This is a genomic window from Bacillus sp. FSL W8-0770 (genome assembly GCF_038008705.1).
Taxonomy (GTDB): domain Bacteria; phylum Bacillota; class Bacilli; order Bacillales; family Bacillaceae_G; genus Bacillus_A; species Bacillus_A cereus.
Map to the genome: position 1 here is coordinate 806,650 of NZ_JBBOZR010000001.1, position 19,347 is coordinate 825,996.

Below are 19,347 nucleotides of genomic sequence, written 5' to 3' on the forward strand. Positions count from 1 at the left end.
CAATGATCATATAGCATGAAGGGTTTGTAATTATGGTAAAATCTATGTATGTGATATGACAAGGAGAGGGAAGTGTGAAGATTACGAAGGAGAAGGTTATCGGTGTAATCGTACTTATTGCAGTATGTATACCATTTACTGCATGGAAAGAATCAAAAGTGAAAGATTTTCCGGTTTCTATTTTTTCGGAAGAAGCAGATGGTGAGTACGGTCAGAAGCTGAAATATACTGCTTTTTTACCTGATGTTGCGATTTGGATGAACGGTTGGGAAAAGAAGTGGACAGAAGGGGAAAGAACTGTTTATCAAAAAGGGAATCGCATTGTAAATGTGTTTCATCCTCCTGGCGATGATGGTTATTACCTTCTTGAAGCAAGAGAAAATAAGTGAACGCAACCGTAAGAAGTGGAGGTTAAATAGTGAAAGCTTCAACATTACTATTTAAAATTGAAAGTAATATGGATCAATTTTCACCAGCTGAGAAGAAGGTTGCCATGTACATAATGGAGAATGCAGAGATTGTACCGAATTTAACGACGAAAGAAGTGTCAACGAATGCAGGCGCAAGTGAAGCGAGTGTCGTTCGCTTTTGTAAATCGATTGGAATCGGAAGTTTTAAAGCATTTAAGATAGCACTCGTTCGTGAATTAACGATTGCTGATTATAATATTAACGATTTTTCAGTGATGAATACAGAAGATGGACCGTATGATTTATTTAATAAAGTTACTTATGTGAATAAAGCTGCAATTGAGGCGAGCGTGACGGCGATAGATAAAAAAGAACTTGAAAAAGCTGCAGATCGTATTGTAAATGCCGATAAAATTATCTTTTATGGAGTAGGCGGATCAGCTACTCCGGCGATGGACGGAGCTTATAAATTTACAAGGCTCGGATTTACAGCGATGATGCTATCTGATTTTCATATGATGTTGCCGCTTGTGACGAATTTAAAAGAAGGCGATATATTTGTTGCGATTTCAACATCTGGTCGAACGAAAGATGTGCTTGAAATGGCGCAGTATGCAAAGAGGCAAGGTGCAACTGTTATTGGAATTACGAAACTAGATCAATCGTCACCGTTATATAAAGAAGCGGATATTCGCCTTTGTATGCCAGATGTAGAACAAGATCATCGTATTGCGAGTATTGCTTCGAGAATGACGCAATTGAATATGATCGATGCTTTATATGTGATTACTTTCAATCGAATTGGTAATAAAGTATTGAATCAATTTATGGAGACGCGAGAAGAAGCATTGCGGTTACGGAAGTTAAAGTAGAAGAAAAGATGAGGAGACTCATCTTTTTTTATCCCGCTATTTGCCGTGCAGTAAGACCCTCACTTCAAAATTCAGCGGAAGCAAAGAAAGTTAGGTGGGGAGCAACTGCCCGTTAATGCCCGATTGGTGCGGGCTAATAATCAGTGGGGATGAACAAAACCCCCACTGATTAAAGTTTCACTTTATGATCTTTGACAAAAATATGTCATGTTGTGAAATTTTATTTCATAAAATAAGAAAGAGTCATTGATTTTTAGTTTCTTAAAGTTATAATAAAAGTGTGAAATATAATTTCAAAGAGGGTGGCAATATGTTAGAAAATTTATCGACAGAACATCGTAATGAGAAAACAATGAATTTGGATGAGATGAGCATAAAAGAAGTGTTGCAAAGTATGAATGAAGAAGATCGAACTGTTGCGTTAGCAGTTGAAAAAGAGATAGAACAAATTGAAAAGGTTGTACAGACTGTTATTAAATCTTTTGAAGAAGAGGGACGTTTAATTTACATTGGTGCTGGTACGAGTGGTCGTTTAGGTATTCTAGATGCAGTGGAATGTCCGCCGACATTTGGCACGGATGATAAAATGGTGCAAGGATTTATAGCAGGTGGATTGAAAGCGTTTACTAAAGCGGTGGAAGGTGCTGAAGATCGCGAAGAGTTAGCAGAAGAAGATTTAAAAAGTATTGGATTAAATGAGAAAGATACAGTGATTGGAATTGCTGCAAGTGGCAGAACTCCTTACGTAATTGGCGGCTTGAAATACGCACAGAGCGTAGGAGCGAGTACAGCGAGTATTTCTTGTAATAAAAATGCTGAAATAAGTAAATATGCAAAGTTAAATGTGGAAGTAGAGACAGGTGCAGAAATATTAACAGGATCAACGCGTTTAAAAGCTGGTACAGCACAAAAATTAGTGTTGAATATGATTTCAACAGCTTCGATGATTGGTGTAGGAAAAGTATATAAAAACTTAATGGTAGATGTTCAATCCACAAATGAAAAGTTAGTAGAACGGTCAAAACGAATTATTGTGGAAGCAACAGGCGCTAGTTATGAAGTAGCGGTAGAGTATTATGAAAAGGCAGAACGTAACGTAAAAGCTGCCATTGTTATGGTGTTGTTGCAGTGCGAATATGGGGAAGCACTGGAGAAACTAAAATGCGCAAAAGGGTTTGTGAAGAAAGCACTATAAAATAATAGGGAGGGGGATTCTATTATGAAGAAAGAAGAGAGAATGGCCAAGGAAATTTCGGAGCAACTTGGAGGAATAAAAAATATTCGTAGTATTGCTCATTGTATGACGAGACTACGATTAACGCTTCATGATGAAAGTAAAGTAAACATGGACCTTTTGAAAAAGGTTGAAGGTGTTATGGGTGTTATAGAAGATGAGACGCTTCAAGTTGTCGTTGGTCCAGGAACAGTAAATAAAGTAGCAGCTGAAATGGAAGGCTTAACAGGACTACGAATTGGTGAGGTAGCAGATCATCACCTTGAAGATATTGGGCAAGAGATGAAATCAGAGATTAAGAAGAAAAATAATACACCGGTGAAAAACTTTTTACGAAAAATAGGAAGTATTTTCATTCCGTTAATTCCAGGACTTGTTGCGTCAGGAATTATAAACGGGGTTGCTAACTTTGCGAAAAACGCTGGTGCTGATCCAAATGCAACGTGGTTACAAATGTTACTACTCATTGGCGGCGGTATCTTTACATTCTTAGGAATTTTAGTTGGTTGGAATACAGCGAAAGAGTTCGGCGGGACACCGGTTCTTGGGGCAATTGCTGGTATTTTAATTTTCAACCCGGCGATGGCAAACGTAAAATTGTTTGGTGAAGCATTAGTGCCCGGACGGGGCGGATTATTCGCAGTTATTTTTGCAGCATGGCTTATGGTTGTAGTGGAAAGACAAGTTCGAAAAGCAGTGCCGAATGCAGTTGATATTATCGTGACACCACTCATTACTGTATTAGTTGTAAGTATCGTAACGATGTTAGCCATTCAGCCATTAGCAGGTTTCTTATCAGATGGTATTACGAGCGGAATTAATGCTATTTTAAATATTGGCGGAGCATTTGCTGGCGCAGTACTTGCGGGAACGTTTTTACCTCTCGTTATGGTCGGATTGCATCACGGTTTAACACCAATTCATATGGAATTCATTAATCAAACACACGTAACACCTTTATTACCAGTACTCGCAATGGCTGGTGCTGGCCAAGTGGGCGCAGCAATTGCGATTTATGTGAAAACAAAAAACAAACGACTTCGAAATGTAATTAAAGGTGGATTGCCAGTTGGCTTTTTAGGAATTGGTGAGCCGTTATTATACGGGGTTACATTACCACTTGGGAAACCGTTTATTACTGCTTGTTTAGGAGCGGCTGTCGGTGGTGCATTCCAAGCAGTTATGCAAACAGCTTCTCTTGGAATTGGCGTATCAGGGCTATCTTTAATTCCGTTAATTGCTGACAATAAATATTTACTATATTTCTTAGGTTTAGTAATTGCATATGCTTTCGGATTTATCTTTACGTACTTCTTCGGATTTAAAGAAGAAATGGCAGAAAACATATAGAGAAAGGGATTCCTTTCTCTTTTTCTATTAATAGAGAGGGAGATTTATATGATCGGAGTTTCCATTTATCTTTCAAAAGAACGAGTAGAGAAACAAGAAGAGTGGCTAAAAGTAGCGAAGGAAAATGGGTTTACATCTATTTTTACATCACTGCACATTCCAGAAGATGATCCAAATACGTATAAAGAGTTAATTCAAATATTAGGGAAAAAAGCTCTTGCACATGAGATGGAGCTAATGGTTGATGTTTCTCCAAAATCGTTACACCATTTAGGGCTAACATATGAAAATGTGGAAGAGCTATTGGACTGGGGCATTACCGGTTTAAGAATGGATTACGGCATTGCGCCAAAAGAAATTACAAGCGTATCTCATAAGATGAAAGTAGCTTTAAATGCGAGTACGATTACAAAGTCATTTTGGAAAGAATTACTTGCAGAACATATAAGAGTAGAGAATGTAGAAGCATGGCATAATTTTTACCCGCGCCCAGAGACAGGACTAGCAAAGTCTTTCTTACAAAAACAAAATCAATATTTACAGAAGTGCGGAATAAAGACGATGGCATTTATTTCAGGAGATGCGGAAAAACGTGGTCCGTTATATGAAGGGTTACCAACGTTAGAAAAACATCGCAATATGCGCCCGCTTGAAGCGTACTTAGAACTTGTTCAAGATTGTGGTGTTGATAAAGTATTGATTGGAGATATAAGCGCAAGTTTAGAAAGTATGCAAGAAGTAGCTAGTGCAAGTAGAGGGATTATTCCATTGCGTTACAAATCATTTATAACTGATAAAGAAGTATTAAAAGTGGTAGAGCAAGTGCATACAAATAGACTAGATCCGGCTCGTGATGTTATTCGATCTGTAGAATCAAGGGAAGGAAATAGAGTGGTGATAAAGCCGATGCATACAATTGTAAGAAAGAAAGGGAGTATTACAATTGATAATGAATTGTATGGTAGATATGCAGGGGAGATGCAAGTTGCCACACATGATTTACCTGTAGATGAGAAAGTGAATGTTGTTGGAATGGTTGTGGAAGAGGACGTTTCTTTGCTGCCTTATATTGGCGCTGGAAAAATGTTTCAACTTTTTCTATGCGATAGAATAAAAGCTTGAATTAGCGCTATTTTGTAAGAAAACATTATCCGTAAAACGGATAATGTTTTTTGTTTTCTTTAAAAAAGTATTTGACGAATGAAATAAAATACCGTATTGTTTTGACTTGTAAATAAAAGTTCACCATAACAAAACAAAAAGGAGAGTTCAAAATGAATCAATATATTGGGAATTTAATTATTCGTATCGTGTTAGGAGTTACGTTCTTTGCACATGGTTTAGCAAAGTTTCAATCAGGTATCGATAACGTAGCAGGATGGTTTACAAGCATCGGTTTACCAGGTGGCCTTGCATATGGCGTAGCAACAGTTGAATTAGTTGGTGGTATATTATTAATTATCGGTTTAGGTGTACGATATGTAGGATTGTTATTCGCTCTTATTTTAGCTGGAGCTATCGTAAAGGTAAATGGAGCAGCAGGTTTATTAGGAGATGGAAAGAATCCAGGATATGAATTAGATCTTGCATTATTATCAATGGGTGCGTATTTATTCGTAGTAAAAGCAGAAGGATATGTAGATCGTTTCTTAAAAGAGAAAGTAATGAAAACGAAGTAAATTTTATTTATAAATTGTTGACTTGAAGAATTATTGTAACTATAATGATTACAACTGATGAATTACGAATGAAACAATTTAAATATTTTTTTACACAAGATGTAACTGCATTGGTTACGTCTTGTGTAAAAATAAATAAACGGGAGGAAGTAATATGCCTAAATCAAATTTAGAAATTATTCAAAGCACGTATGAAGGATCAGCTTCTTCGAATGCAAAGCATTTAGCAGAAGCCCTCTCTGAAAAAGTGGAATGGACAGAGGCAGAAGGTTTTCCGTACGGCGGAACATATAAAGGCGTAGAAGCTATAATGGAAAATGTATTTAGCCGTTTAGGATCAGAATGGGATGATTATAAAGCAAGTGTAAATACATATCATGAAGTAAACGGAAAAGATGTAATTATTGCTGAAGGTATGTATTCTGGAGTTTATAAAGAAACAGGAAAATCATTTGAAGCAGAATTTGTTCATGTATGGCAACTTGAGAACGGAAAAATCGTGAAGTTTAAGCAATATGTAGATAGTCATATTGTTAGGGAAGCGATGAAGAGATAATGCTTTTTAAATGGATCGTAGGTATATGCATTACAATTATAGTAATTTTCTCGTCTATAGTTGGCGGAAAGAAATTGCTTGCATATGTGGAAAAAGAAAATAAAAATATTCAAACCGAGCGAGCGGCAAACGAAAAAGAGAAAAAAGCTGCAGAAGAAGCTCCGCAAATTAGTGAAGGTGAAATTATTTCTACTATGCATAAAATGGTGCACCAAAAGGTAAAATCCTCTGAAAAATGGGGATTTGTAGAGATGACAAAAAAGGAAATTTCTAATGTAAAAAGAGATATTGAAAATAGTACAGGTTTTCAATATAAAATGAAGTTATTTTCTATTATAAATAGGTGGGAAAAAGGAGATTTTTCTCAAACTGTTGAGGAGCATAACTTTTTATGGAGCCTTCAAGGTGGAGATACTGGCAAGGCGACGGAACGTTTATCGCCAGAAGAGGAAAAGCAGTATATAAGAGAAATGAAGAGTAAATAAAAACATCGCCAACCTAGATGACGATGTTTTTTCATTAAGAATGTTTTCGTATTAAAGGTCTAGTTGGCTGAACGGCAACAGTTTTGAAATGAGAAAATAAATAACATCCTGTTACAACGACAACTGTCCCTAAAATTTGTATCCACGTTAATTCTTCTCCGAGGAATATGAATGCTAAAATGGCTGTGAAAATTGGATTGAAGTTTAGAAAAATACCTGATGTAGTTGCGCCTAATTTTTGTACGCCAATATTCCAAAATACCATACAAAGAACTGTCGAAATAAGCCCAGTATATAAAAGTGATGTGATGAAAGAAGTATTTATATTTGAAACAGTGAAGCTACCTATGTTGAACGGTAGTAATAAAATAACGCCGAAAATACCAGAGTACAACGTTGCCATAAGTGGTGTAGTTGTTTTTGTTGCCCATTTACTACAAACAGAATAGATTCCCCAAATACAAACTGCTGCAATCATCCATAAATCACCGCTATTAAAATGTAGTGAAAATAAAAGCGAGAAATCACCTTTTAATAGGACGAGGATGACCCCGAAGAATGAAAGAATCATGGATAGGATTTGAAGTGTATTTATTTTTTCTTTTAGAAATAATACTGAAAATAATGCGATTGAAATTGCATTCAATGTAGAGATAAGACCTACATTCGTAGCGGATGTTTTTTCTAATGCTAAAAATTGAAAGATGTTAAAAAGAGCGACTCCTGAAATTCCCATGAATATTAACGGAAGTATCGCGGTACGTGGTGGAAGGATTTTCTTTTCTTTAAACCATACCATTGGTAATAAACAAACAATCGCAATCAGCCACCTTAAACTTGTCAGTGTCATCGGTGATGCATGATCGACGAGTGATTTTCCAACGACGAAATTTCCTCCCCATAATAAGCTCGTTAGTAATAGTAAAAAGACGTAAAAATAAGGCATGATAAAATCCCCTTTTTTGTAATCAATACTAATTGTAAATAATTTTAGCATTTTTCTTTATTATGTAATATATTCTTTTGTATAATGGTGAAAACTCGATAAAATATTTAGTTTAAAATGATATTTACAGAAAAATATTCAGTTTTATATAAATTATAAGTTGTTTTTTCGAATAATCATCGGTAAGAAAAAAGGAGGAATTGTAATGGAGTCGTCTGTTATTAAAGTGTTGGATGATTTGGATGTACAAATTTTAGATATATTGCAGAAGGATTCACAAGTAAGTAATGCAGAGCTGGCACGTCGCGTTAATTTATCACCGGCTGCGATGCATGCAAGAATAAAAAGGTTAGATGGGGAAGGTTTCATCGATAAGCAAGTTGCGATTTTAAATCAAGAAAAGCTTGGGTTTGATTTATTATGCTTTATTTTTATGAGTACGAATATTCATCAATTTGACAAGTTGGAAGTGTTGGAGAAAGAATTAGAATCAATGCCGGAAGTGTTAGAATGTCACTGTTTAACAGGAGAGTACGATTATTTATTAAAGGTTGCAAATCGTGATCGTAAAGAACTAGAGCAGTTTATTAGAAAGCTGAATAAGCTTGGTATTACACGTATACAGACGAGTTTGGCACTTCGTGAAATTAAATATTCAACAGTATTGCCGATACGAGATGAGGAACCGAGCATCGATTAGATTGCTTGGTTTTTTGTTTGTATAAAGTGATTGACGAGGAGAAAAGAGAGCTGTATTATTATATAAAATTATGAATTAAAATTCATTTAAAGTTATAAATATTAATATCGAGGGCAAGGGGATGTAATATGAAAATCTGTAATGCGGTGACGAGTGATGTGAAAGAAATTTATAGTCTTATTGAGGTTTATGCAAAAGAGGGAGTTGTTTTACCACGTTCTCTTTTGTCTCTTTATCAATATTTGCAATGTTTATATGTTATGAAAGAAGACGAGAGAATTGTTGGAGTTGCTGGATTGCATGTATTGGGGGAAGATCTTGCAGAAATACGATCGTTAGTAGTTTCGCATACATATGCAGGGAAAGGGATAGGGCGTATGCTCGTAAATCATGTAATGGAGGAAGCTACGAAAATAAATGTAAGAAGAGTAATTTCCTTAACATATGAAACAGTATTTTTTCAAAAGTGTGGATTTGATTTTGTAAATAAAGAAACGTTGCCAGAGAAAGTATGGATTGATTGTAGACATTGCCCAAAGGTGGATTATTGTGATGAAGTGGCGATGGTGCGGTATGTTGGATGAAAAATTTATAGGGAAAAAGTTCCCACTATTATTTACATATATAGTGGGAATATATATTTCCATAAGAAATGGACAGGTTATTAAGAATTTGAATTCTTTTGTCTTACGGCAAAATTATAAAGTGGATCTTTAAGTTCATAGTTATACGTTAAACCGTCAACAATTCCTACAACTTTATCATTATCATAAAGATCGAGCATAAATTGTGCCATTTGTTTTGCAGTGTGGAATTTCGGTACAACATTATCGTATTGGAATTCATCAATATCAAATGAACGCTTTGCAAATTCTGTTTCAGTTGCAGCAGGAGCTAAAACTTTTGCTTGCAGTTTTGCGCCTTGTTCTTTCAGTTCGTGAGACAACCCTTCTGTAAATGCACTTACATAGAATTTCGTAGCGCAATACGTAACAGCATCAGCAACAATTGTGTATCCGCCGCCCGATGAAACGTTAATAAGCTGTGTTCCATCAACCATTGAATAATCTCGAACGAAAAGAGAAGAGAGTATTGTTAGTGCTTCTATATTTACATGTAACATCGTTTCGATTTTATTTAAATTTTGTTCAGCAATTGAGGCGAAATTACCAAAACCTGCGTTGTTAATCCATGTTTCAATTTGAAAAGATTGTAGGCTTTCATAAAGTTTATAAACATCTGCAGTAACAGATAAATCAGTTTTTCGAATGACAACATCCAATTCTGGATGCATTTCGTTAATTTTCAATTTTAATTCGTTTAATTCTTCTTGTCTTCGAGCTACAAGTACTAAATTTTTTCCGCGAGATGCAAATGCTAAAGCTGCTTCATAACCAATTCCGGAACTTGCGCCAGTAATAACCGTGTATTTCATATAAAATCCCCCTAAATTCAAATTCATTTATGGTTAGATTGTATTTGTTAGAGTATACTCTAAGTCAAACGTTTTTTATAAATTTGATACGGTTATAAAATATATGAGGGTAAGCATGTGAAGGGAGTTTTAGTATGTACACAATTAGCGAGGTAGCAAAATTATTAGGCGTGAGCACACATACACTACGTTATTATGAAAAGGAAAATATATTAATTGCAAATCGTGATACAAATGGAAATCGACTTTACGAAGAGTCACATATAAAGTGGTTGCAGTTTGTAATGAAATTAAAACAAACGCAAATGCCAATAGCGAAAATAAGAGAATACGCTAGATTATATACAGAAGGGGAGCATACAACAGAAGCTCGTTTACAGCTCCTAGAAGATCATAGGAAATCTATTCAGATTCAAAGAGAAAACTTAGAAGTTACAGAGAAGATGCTTGAGAATAAAATTAGTGCATACAAAAACTCATTGGAAAATAAATAGATGGTTGTTATGTGATGAAAAATGGATTTGATCTATAAGTATTTCATCATAGTGTATGGATAAATAAAAAAGAGCAGCTAGCAAAAGCTAACTGCTCCATTCAAGGGATCTCTCCAAGGGGGAGTGGAGAAAATATTATGTTACTAGCATTATTGACAGATTATTAAAAAATATACAAATAGGATGAAAGAAATTTTAAATAAACTTTCGGCATTGACAATTTTTAAAATGTTCATGTACAATATATATGAATGACATTCAGTCATTTTTGTGTGACAGGATGCAGTTAGCTTAGAAATGGAACAAATACAATGGTAAATGAGGATGATAGTTGTTTTTATATAGTATTGATGAAAGAGTATATTTTTTTAAAATAAAAATGACTGATAGTCAGTCATAAGAGGTGAGAGGTATGAAAAATAGAGCTTGGTTATATGTCATATTAACATGTATCTTTGAAATTTTTTGGGTGTTTGGTTTTAATACGGCTAATACTTGGTGGCATTGGATTATTATTTTAGGAGTTATCGCTGTTGATTTTCACTTCCTTTCTAAAGCGTGTGAACATCTTGCAACAGGAACTGTATATGCTATTTTCGCTGGAGCTGGTACGGTAGGTACTTTCTTAATGGATGTATTTCTTTTCGGTGGAAGTTTCAGCGCAGGCAAACTATTCTTCATTCTTATGGTAGTAGCCGGCGTTATCGGTTTAAAGTTAGCTGACAATAAAGAAGAAACTGTGGAAGGAGTTGCTTAAAAATGGGTTGGTTTTTCGTATTTTGTGCTGCAATTAGTGAAATAGTCGGTGTGATAGGACTTAAAATGTATAGTAAAGATAAGACATTAGCCAATGGTGCGATTTATATAGGTGGGTTTGCTACATCCTTCGCATTTTTGTATACTTCCTTCTTATTTTTACAAGTAAGTGTCGCGTATGCGGTTTGGATTGGTATCGGAACAGCAGGTGCAGTTTTGTTAAACATGTTCTTGTTTGGTGAGTCGAAAAGTAAAGCGCGTATCATTAGTGTGTTTCTTATTGTATGTGGAGTGACAGGATTAAAGGCACTTTCTTAAAGATATATTGTATTTTTATCTCCTAATTGTTTATTAGGAGATTTTATTATAAAAAAATGATTTCCTCTTAGAGTTCACTATCATTGACAGTACAATCGATTATCTTATAAAATGAGTGACAGTCATTCAATATGCGTGTGAAAGGGTTTAGATGATGAATAAAAAAGAGAAAATTGTCTATGCAGCTATTGAAGTGTTTCAGGAAAAGGGCGTCGAAAAAACGAAGATTTCTGATATCGTGAAATTAGCTGGCATTGCGCAAGGAACTTTCTATTTATATTTTCCTTCTAAGTTATCTGTTATGCCTGCAATAGCAGAAGTGATGGTTGAAAAGATGATACTTGCAGTGAAAGAAGAAGTGCAAAACGATGCGCCTTTCTCAAGTAAAGTGACGCAAGTAATAGATGCGGTGTTTCACTTTATAGCTGAATATCGTGAAATACAAGCTTTAATGTATGCTGGTCTTGCATCTACAGAACATATAAAAGAGTGGGAAGCTGTGTATGAGCCTCTTTATATGTGGCTAAGTGAATTTTTAAATGAGGCAAAAGAAGCCGGTGAAATTCGTGATTCGGTTCACGCAGAGCGAACAGCGAAGTTATTTATCGCTCTAGTTGAATCAGCAGCGGAACAAGTGTATTTATATGATCATAAAGATGATGAGCAAGTCGATTTGCAAAAGGCAGAAGTACTAGATTTTTTAACACATGCACTACATATAAAGAAATAGTGAGATGAACCTGTCTGAAAAGGTAGGTTCATTTTTGAGGAAAACTGAATGATAGTCATTCACCTGATGCGTATGTATGTGTGGAAGGATAGTGTGAAATTCTAACGAGTAGGGGGCATCTCTACTCATGACCAGCCCACAAATAGAAGGATAAAGAAAAAGCTTCTTGGGCATTATTTTTTGAGAGGAACTTACGGGAAGAGGTGTTAAAAAGTGAAGAAACCGATAAAAGAACAAAAGATGGTATTGGTCATTCTTTTGAGTAATATATTTATCGCTTTTCTAGGGATTGGATTAATCATTCCGGTTATGCCGTCCTTTATGAATGATATGCATTTAACAGGGAAGACGATGGGATATCTCGTTGCAGTGTTTGCAATGGCACAGCTCATTACTTCACCTATTACAGGCCGGTGGGTTGATCTTTACGGTAGAAAGAAAATGATAATCATTGGATTATTTATTTTTGGTGTTTCAGAGCTTCTTTTTGGATTAGGAAAAGATGTATGGATGCTTTATGTAGCAAGGGTATTAGGCGGAATTAGTGCTGCTTTTATTATGCCTGGTGTTACGGCATATGTTGCGGATATTACATCTATTCAGGAACGTCCAAAGGCGATGGGATACTTATCTGCGGCTATTAGTACTGGATTCATTATAGGTCCTGGAATCGGCGGATTTATTGCAGAATACGGTATACGTGTGCCGTTTTTCGTTGCAGCAGTAATTGCTTTTATAGCATGTGTGATTTCGATCTTTATTTTAAAAGAACCGTTAACGAAAGAAGAACTTGCAGAGATTTCTTCTAATACGAAGGAATCAAGTTTTATTGGTGATTTAAAGAAATCATTACATCCAATGTATGCAATTGCATTTATTATCGTATTTGTACTCGCATTCGGATTATCAGCGTATGAAACAGTGTTTAGCTTGTTCTCTGATCATAAATTTGGCTTCTCGCCGAAAGATATCGCAGCAATTATTACAATTAGTTCAATCTTTGGGGTAGTTGTGCAAGTATTTATGTTTGGCAAATTGGTAGACATGTTCGGTGAGAAAGTGTTAATTCAAATATGTTTAATTGTAGGTGCAGTATTAGCATTCGTCTCAACTGTAGTCTTTAATTATTGGATTGTACTTCTCGTTACTTGCTTCATTTTCTTAGCATTTGATTTACTTCGTCCAGCTTTAACGACATTTTTATCAAAAGCAGCCGGAAAAGAGCAAGGATTCGTCGCTGGTATGAACTCGACTTATACGAGTTTAGGAAATATCGCAGGACCAGCGATGGGCGGAATATTATTTGATATGAATATTCATTATCCATATGCATTTTCAGGCGTTGTTTTAATAGTTGGTCTCGCTATTACATTTATGTGGAGAGAGAAACAGTTGGCTGAAAGTTTTGCGAAGTAATAAAACCCCTTACGACGTGAGGTAAAGTGACCCCCGACAACGGGACACATATCAAAACACCTAAACCATCTGTTCCCTAAATTCTTTAGGGGATAGGTGGTTTGGTTTTCATTGAATTTTCACATAATTGTAGTGATGAATGTATTCTAGCGCAATCTTTCGCACAGTTTGGATACTTTTGTTATCTTTTGTGAATCGAAAGCTTCACTTTTTAAATGGCGAAAGAAGCTTTCCATGACGGCATTATCATGGCAATTTCTTTTACGGGACATGTTGGTGATGATGCCGTTTTGTTTGGCATACGCTTGAAATTCCTTCGCAGTATAAATACTTCCTTGATATGAGTGAAGGATGATATTTTTTACTTTTCACCCTCTCATTGCTTGTTTCAATGTCTTCGTCGCTAATGTCAGTGTTTGTAATTCGTTGATGACACAACTAATAATTTCGCGATTAAGGGCATCCATGATCGTTGATAAATATAAGGTACGCTCTCCTAATAAGAGATACGTCACATCCGTAAACCTGGATGTATTGAATTGACACTCCAATCGATCAGGGGCTACCATTGGTTCCGCACCATTGATATATTTCTTTTTTTCGACGTCCTTTACTTTCTCTTCTAAATGGGATACCACCCGCATTTTAACGAAAGTATACGCTAAGCAAATTTTGACATAAAAAAAGCCGATTTTTCTACTCTAAGAAATTTTCGATTCTAATTCGTTATAGGTTAGTTGTTACTTTGTGTGCTTCATATTCTTTCACTATTTTATAAAAGTATTTTTCTTCAGTTTTAATAGTTTCATAAACTTAACTCCTATTATTTTACTATTTTTCTACCTTGGATAAATTTCTTGTGTGAATATTTTACATATAAAATTATCTCTTTACATTTTCTACCATAATTATACCTCTACAAACTAATATTGATTTCCCAATAATCTGTTTTAATATTTAAATCTTAAAAGTAATTAATCTTTTATAGGAAGATATTTTTAAGCACATTTATTTTGCTTAAAGGTATCTTTAAATAGCATAAGTGAACAAGGCTTGCTGGAAGTAATGAAATAAGAGCAATATTTAAAATAAGATTGCAAAATGCAGAGAGTTTAAAAATTTAATGAAAATTTTATATTTGCCCTACATTTTATTTAATTAATTTTCTCTATCTTATACATGTTGGAATTCATATAATACCTTTCTGTTAAAGAAGGAATTGTACTGAGCTACGCATTAGATAAAAAAGTGATAATGAAAGGTAAATGTATAATGAAAAAAATAAAAAAGTTAATTGTTCCAATTAGCTTTAGTTTATTGCTAATTGGATGTAGCGGTAAAGAATTGAATGGGAATTGGAGATTAGCGGATAATGACACTACTTGTCCTGTTTCTTACCAGTTTGATAAGAAAATCGAAGTTAATCCAGAAAATAAAAAAAAGAAAACTATATGGTTAATAGAGATGCATACTCAAAAAATAGCAAATGAATATAAAAATGCAGGGACATACACTTGGCTTGATAATGAATGGATAAATATTGATTATGGAAACAATTTTACTCAAAAACAAAAAATGGTACAAGATAAAGACAAATTAACAATTTATTTTCCATGGGTAGAAAAAGTATGTACGTATAAAAAAACAAAGTAGGATGCCTTCAAAATTATAGAAGAAACTATGGATTGATAAAGGAACTTTAGATGTATGGCTAAAAAGCAATCTAGATATTATATATATTTGATATGTATGTAATGGAATACAAGCTGGTTTTGCTTGTTATCTAGTCAATGATACTTTATTCCAAACTTGGCTGTATGCGATAAGTTCTATTCATAATGGAGCTACATTTTCAATGAGGGAAAATATTAGAATGATGCTAGTAAGGTATTTAAAAATATGCTTTATTAGAGACATTCTGCACTTTCCTTCTGAAAATGATAAGATTTCAATGTAGAAACGTGGAATTTTATAGCCATTCAAAAAATACTAAAAGAATTTGTCTTTTTAAGGGAATGATAGGAATTCAAACTATTTTCAAAAAGAATGAATTACACATTAGTAATTTTGCAGATGAAATTAATAGAGTAATCAATTTTTTATTTGAATATAAGGAAGAAAAAGAAGAGGTAGGATAAAATGAAGCCGATTACAATTCTAATAGCTGATGATGACTTGAAGATTGCTGAATTAATTGAAATACATTTAAAAAAAGAAGGATACCAGGTTGTAAAAGCAACTGATGGAGAAGCCGCAATTGAAATTATTCAATCGCAGGCAATTGATTTAGTGGTTTTAGACATCATGATGCCAAAAATGGATGGTTATGAGGTGACGCGTCAAATCCGTACTAAACAAAATATGCCAATTATTTTCTTAAGTGCGAAAACATCTGATTTTGATAAAGTGACGGGTCTTGTACTAGGTGCAGATGATTATATGACGAAACCTTTTACACCAATTGAATTAGTTGCACGTGTGAATGCTCAACTTCGCCGATTTCTTACGTTAAATCAACCGAAAGTAGAAGAAACATCTGTTTTAGAGGCTGGAGGCGTTGTCATTGATTTTGAGAAAAGAACGGTACATGTATACGGAGAACGAATTGATTTGACACCAAAAGAGTTTGATATTTTATATTTATTGGCAAGTCATCCGAAAAAAGTATATAGCCTTGAAAATATTTTTCAGCAGATATGGACAAATGATTATTATGATGATAACAATAATACAGTTACGGTGCATATTCGTACTTTACGAAAGAAACTTGGAGAAGATAAAAGGAAGAACAAGTTAATAAAAACGATATGGGGAGTAGGTTATACTTTCAATGGCTAAAATAGTAAAAAGTTTTAGGTTTAAAATGATTGCCTTGTTTGCACTAAGTATGATGTTAGCAGCTTTCGGAACATATATAATTTATAAAACATTAGGGTTCTCTTTTAGAATGATGGTTAGTCATGAAGACTATGTAGCAAATAGAGTGGTTGGGGGAAGTATTTATTTCTCTTTCCTTTCCTTCACTTTGCTATCTATTTTATTCTTTTTCTTTTTAACGAAACCTTATTTAAGGTATTTTGATGAAATTTCTAATGGCATTCATCATCTCTCTAAAGGAGATTTCACACATAAAGTTTATATTTCATCAAATGATGAATTCAGCGATATTGCACGCGCAATTAATATTGCAAGTGAAAAATTAAAAGAGGCGGTTGAACGAGGAGACTTTGCAGAAAGTAGTAAAGATCAACTTGTTGTTAACTTAGCTCATGATTTAAGAACACCATTAACATCTGTCCTAGGTTATTTAGATTTAATTCTCAATGAGAAAAACTTAACTGCGGAACAAATTAAATATTATTCTACAATTGCATTCGCAAAATCACAACGACTTGAAAGTTTAATTGATGAGTTATTTGAAATTACACGAATGAACTATGGTGTACAACAAATAGATAAAAAAAACATTAATATAAGTGAATTGCTCGTGCAATTAGATTTGGAATTATATCCATTATTAGAGAAAAATCAATTAGAGGCTAGATTACATGTTGCACCAAATTTAACTATCAACGGTGACGGGAATTTGTTAGCACGAGTATTTGAAAATCTTCTAACAAATGCGGTTCGATATGGAAATAATGGGAAGTTTGTTGATATGAATGGATACATTGAAGATGGAGACGTTGTTGTACAGATTATTAATTATGGAGAAAGTATACCAGAAGAAGAGTTACCTTATCTTTTTGATATGTTTTATACAGGTGATAAAGCAAGAACAGTACAGAAAAATAGTACGGGTCTTGGATTATTTATTGCTAAAAATATTGTTGAGAAACATAATGGGAAGATTTCTGCAGAAAGTAATGTAGTGAGAACAATTTTTGAAGTGAGATTACCAAAAGAAGAGAATTGAAAAATTTAATAAATATTTAATTATTACCCCACTTTTTATTTAATTAATTTCTTCTATCCTATTTATAGGTTAGGCCAAAGAGAAATTACTAATAAAAGGTGGGGCTTTTTATATTGCGAAAAGTATACGCCTAGATTTTTATCACAATTTGATTTTAAAAGAGATATGTTAATACTTTGAAATCTAATTTATATATAATTTCTAAAAATGTTAACTAATTATACAAACGGAAATAATGGTCTCCAAAAATAAAGTACAAGAAATAGTGAGGATAATATGAAGACAGTAAATAAGGTAGTCATTGTTGGTGTATTAACAGTTGGTATAGGAGCTGGGGCTTATATGAATTTTGCCGGAAGTTCTGAACCAGTTATGACCTATAAAACATCTGAAGTACTAGAAAAACAAATCGAAAATCAGCAAAAGTTTGCTGGTGAAGTGATTCCAAATGGAATGGAGATCATTTCATTTGATCCAACAAAAGGTACGAATGAACTAGCTGTTAAAAAAGGCGATGAAGTAAAGAAAGGACAGCTTCTGTTTAAATACAATGATCCAACTGTTAAACAAGGTGTAACAGAAGTGGAAATGCAAAAGAAAATTGCACAAAAAGAAGTAACATTACAACAAAAACAAATTGATGCAGCAAAACAAAAGCTACAAAAAGATAAAAATGCTGGTCTTCCTGCAGAAGCAGTAAAAGCGTCAGAGATTGAAATTCAACAATTAGAATCACAGCTTGAAATGAAGAAGTTTGAAGTAGAAAAAGCGGATGAAATGATTAAAGTAGCAAAAGAGAAAGTAAACACACTTTCTGTTATGAGTCCTGCTGACGGTGTAATTGATGATATTATTACAGCTTCTAATGAAAGAAACGGTATGAGCGGAATTACACTTCGCCATGCAGGTCCATTTAAAGTAGCAGGTCAAATGTCTGAATTTGAACTTGCTAATGTAAAAATTGGACAAGAAATAACAGTTTCATCAAAAACTGTAGCGGGTAAAACATGGACAGGAAAAATAACAGAAATTGGTTCTACACCATTAAAAAGTATGGATGAAAACAAAACAGTTTCTAGTTATCCATTTACTGTGACGTTAGACAATAGTGAAGGCTTACAAAATGGTTTCCACGTATACGTAGAAACTAAATCAGGCGAAGCAAAGGGTACAGTCATTCCAAAGACCAGTATTTTAAAAAAAGGTGATAAAAACGTTGTCTTTGTTGTAAAAGACGGAAAAGCAAAAGAACAAGTTGTTACGGTTGAATTTGAAACAAGTAATGAAGCAAAAATTTCCGGAGTGAAAAAAGGAGAAAAAATTATCTCTAGACCTACTGTAAATCTAAAAGATGGTATGGAGGTTGCCACGCAATGATTAATTTACAAGGCATTACAAAATCTTTTCAAAATGGTGAAGAATCCATTCAAATATTGCACGGAATTGATGTAACGCTAAATCAGGGAGATTTCACTTCTATCATGGGGCCTTCTGGTTCTGGTAAATCAACATTAATGAATATTATTGGGTGTTTAGATAAGCCTACGACAGGTTCCTATGAATTAGCTGGACAAAATATTTCAAACATGTCTGAAACCGAGCTTGCGCATGTTCGTAATAAAGAGATTGGATTCGTATTTCAAAACTTCATGTTACTGCCACGACTTACAGCGTTGCAAAACATTGAATTACCACTTATTTATGCGGGAGTCGATAAAAAGGAAAGACAAGAGCGTTCATTAGCAGCCTTAACAAAAGTTGGTTTAGCTGATCGCGATACCCACTTTCCAAATGAATTGTCAGGTGGACAAAAACAACGCGTTGCAGTTGCACGCGCAATTGTAAATAACCCGAAATTTATTTTGGCAGATGAACCAACAGGTGCACTAGATACGAAAACAAGTGAACAAATTGTAAATCTATTTTATGAATTAAACAAGCAAGGTTCAACGATTATTATGATTACTCACGATCGTGAAATCGGGGAAGCCGCAGCACGTCAAATCGTTATTCGTGACGGAAACATTGTTCAGGATTGGAGAGAATAAAA

The 19,347-nt window shown here is 34.3% G+C and carries 22 protein-coding genes and 1 pseudogene; 20 read left to right on the plus strand and 3 right to left on the minus strand.

Features of this window, described 5'->3' with window-relative positions:
* Positions 1-74: 74 nt before the first annotated feature.
* The 8 genes from NST27_RS04200 to NST27_RS04235 all read left to right on the plus strand — a co-directional run bounded on the left by NST27_RS04200 (position 75) and on the right by NST27_RS04235 (position 6,586).
* A complete protein-coding gene (locus NST27_RS04200) occupies positions 75-389 on the plus strand; it encodes a hypothetical protein (RefSeq protein WP_000704958.1) in 315 nt (104 codons plus the stop codon).
* 29 nt (positions 390-418) lie between these two features.
* Positions 419-1,282, plus strand: coding sequence for a MurR/RpiR family transcriptional regulator (locus NST27_RS04205; protein ID WP_000648164.1), 864 nt, complete (start codon positions 419-421; stop codon positions 1,280-1,282).
* Between the two features lie 310 nt (positions 1,283-1,592).
* Entirely contained in the window at positions 1,593-2,477 is an 885-nt protein-coding gene (gene murQ / locus NST27_RS04210) for an N-acetylmuramic acid 6-phosphate etherase (RefSeq protein ID WP_000892349.1), read from the plus strand.
* Between the two features lie 24 nt (positions 2,478-2,501).
* Entirely contained in the window at positions 2,502-3,866 is a 1,365-nt protein-coding gene (locus NST27_RS04215; protein ID WP_000711293.1) for a PTS transporter subunit EIIC, read from the plus strand.
* 48 nt (positions 3,867-3,914) lie between these two features.
* A complete protein-coding gene (locus NST27_RS04220; protein ID WP_000580618.1) occupies positions 3,915-4,988 on the plus strand; it encodes a DUF871 domain-containing protein in 1,074 nt (357 codons plus the stop codon).
* A 152-nt stretch (positions 4,989-5,140) separates the two neighbouring features.
* Positions 5,141-5,545, plus strand: coding sequence for a DoxX family protein (locus NST27_RS04225; protein ID WP_001077751.1), 405 nt, complete (start codon positions 5,141-5,143; stop codon positions 5,543-5,545).
* Between the two features lie 154 nt (positions 5,546-5,699).
* The gene (locus NST27_RS04230) at positions 5,700-6,101 is read left to right on the plus strand and encodes a nuclear transport factor 2 family protein (protein ID WP_001126702.1); all 402 of its coding nucleotides are present in this window, start codon (positions 5,700-5,702) and stop codon (positions 6,099-6,101) included.
* Entirely contained in the window at positions 6,101-6,586 is a 486-nt protein-coding gene (locus NST27_RS04235; protein ID WP_000897980.1) for a PRK06770 family protein, read from the plus strand. The genes NST27_RS04230 and NST27_RS04235 overlap by 1 nt, the downstream gene beginning before the upstream one ends.
* Positions 6,587-6,620: 34 nt before the next feature.
* On the opposite strand, the gene NST27_RS04240 is transcribed toward NST27_RS04235, so the two are convergent.
* Complete coding sequence (locus NST27_RS04240; protein ID WP_001146264.1) at positions 6,621-7,532, minus strand: DMT family transporter; 912 nt, start codon at positions 7,530-7,532, stop codon at positions 6,621-6,623.
* A gap of 205 nt (positions 7,533-7,737) precedes the next feature.
* On the opposite strand from NST27_RS04240, the gene NST27_RS04245 reads away from it, so the two are divergent.
* Complete coding sequence (locus NST27_RS04245) at positions 7,738-8,232, plus strand: Lrp/AsnC family transcriptional regulator (protein WP_000446088.1); 495 nt, start codon at positions 7,738-7,740, stop codon at positions 8,230-8,232.
* Between the two features lie 128 nt (positions 8,233-8,360).
* On the plus strand, positions 8,361-8,816 hold the full coding sequence (locus tag NST27_RS04250) for an N-acetyltransferase (RefSeq protein ID WP_000686667.1): 456 nt from the start codon (positions 8,361-8,363) through the stop codon (positions 8,814-8,816).
* A gap of 80 nt (positions 8,817-8,896) precedes the next feature.
* Here the strand turns inward: NST27_RS04250 and NST27_RS04255 are convergent, their stop codons facing one another.
* The gene (locus tag NST27_RS04255) at positions 8,897-9,667 is read right to left on the minus strand and encodes an SDR family NAD(P)-dependent oxidoreductase (protein ID WP_000878075.1); all 771 of its coding nucleotides are present in this window, start codon (positions 9,665-9,667) and stop codon (positions 8,897-8,899) included.
* Between the two features lie 134 nt (positions 9,668-9,801).
* Between NST27_RS04255 and NST27_RS04260 the strand changes: the two genes are divergently transcribed.
* The 5 genes from NST27_RS04260 (at position 9,802) to NST27_RS04280 (ending at position 13,381) form a co-directional block, all read left to right on the plus strand.
* Positions 9,802-10,161, plus strand: a complete 360-nt coding sequence (locus NST27_RS04260) for a MerR family transcriptional regulator (protein WP_000288069.1) — start codon at positions 9,802-9,804, stop codon at positions 10,159-10,161.
* Between the two features lie 412 nt (positions 10,162-10,573).
* Positions 10,574-10,918, plus strand: coding sequence for a DMT family transporter (locus NST27_RS04265; RefSeq protein ID WP_000796019.1), 345 nt, complete (start codon positions 10,574-10,576; stop codon positions 10,916-10,918).
* A gap of 2 nt (positions 10,919-10,920) precedes the next feature.
* Entirely contained in the window at positions 10,921-11,235 is a 315-nt protein-coding gene (locus NST27_RS04270; RefSeq protein WP_000539671.1) for a DMT family transporter, read from the plus strand.
* 151 nt (positions 11,236-11,386) lie between these two features.
* Positions 11,387-11,965, plus strand: a complete 579-nt coding sequence (locus tag NST27_RS04275; RefSeq protein ID WP_002004485.1) for a TetR family transcriptional regulator — start codon at positions 11,387-11,389, stop codon at positions 11,963-11,965.
* Between the two features lie 213 nt (positions 11,966-12,178).
* Positions 12,179-13,381, plus strand: coding sequence for an MFS transporter (locus NST27_RS04280; protein ID WP_000742955.1), 1,203 nt, complete (start codon positions 12,179-12,181; stop codon positions 13,379-13,381).
* Positions 13,382-13,489: 108 nt separating this feature from the next.
* Here the strand turns inward: NST27_RS04280 and NST27_RS04285 are convergent.
* Positions 13,490-13,983: pseudogene (locus NST27_RS04285) on the minus strand (DDE-type integrase/transposase/recombinase); the annotation flags it as partial.
* Between the two features lie 670 nt (positions 13,984-14,653).
* Between NST27_RS04285 and NST27_RS04290 the strand changes: the two are divergent.
* The 5 genes from NST27_RS04290 to NST27_RS04310 all read left to right on the plus strand — a co-directional run bounded on the left by NST27_RS04290 (position 14,654) and on the right by NST27_RS04310 (position 19,345).
* Complete coding sequence (locus tag NST27_RS04290) at positions 14,654-15,034, plus strand: hypothetical protein (protein ID WP_000721367.1); 381 nt, start codon at positions 14,654-14,656, stop codon at positions 15,032-15,034.
* Between the two features lie 486 nt (positions 15,035-15,520).
* Positions 15,521-16,219: a response regulator transcription factor gene (locus NST27_RS04295; protein WP_000802755.1), complete on the plus strand. Its 699-nt coding sequence runs from the start codon at positions 15,521-15,523 to the stop codon at positions 16,217-16,219.
* Positions 16,212-17,297, plus strand: a complete 1,086-nt coding sequence (locus tag NST27_RS04300; protein WP_001074332.1) for a HAMP domain-containing sensor histidine kinase — start codon at positions 16,212-16,214, stop codon at positions 17,295-17,297. The genes NST27_RS04295 and NST27_RS04300 overlap by 8 nt, the downstream gene beginning before the upstream one ends.
* Positions 17,298-17,573: 276 nt before the next feature.
* Positions 17,574-18,674, plus strand: a complete 1,101-nt coding sequence (locus NST27_RS04305; protein WP_000859792.1) for an efflux RND transporter periplasmic adaptor subunit — start codon at positions 17,574-17,576, stop codon at positions 18,672-18,674.
* A complete protein-coding gene (locus NST27_RS04310; protein WP_000609181.1) occupies positions 18,671-19,345 on the plus strand; it encodes an ABC transporter ATP-binding protein in 675 nt (224 codons plus the stop codon). Before NST27_RS04305 ends, NST27_RS04310 begins: the two co-directional genes overlap by 4 nt.
* The last annotated feature ends 2 nt before the right edge of the window (positions 19,346-19,347 follow it).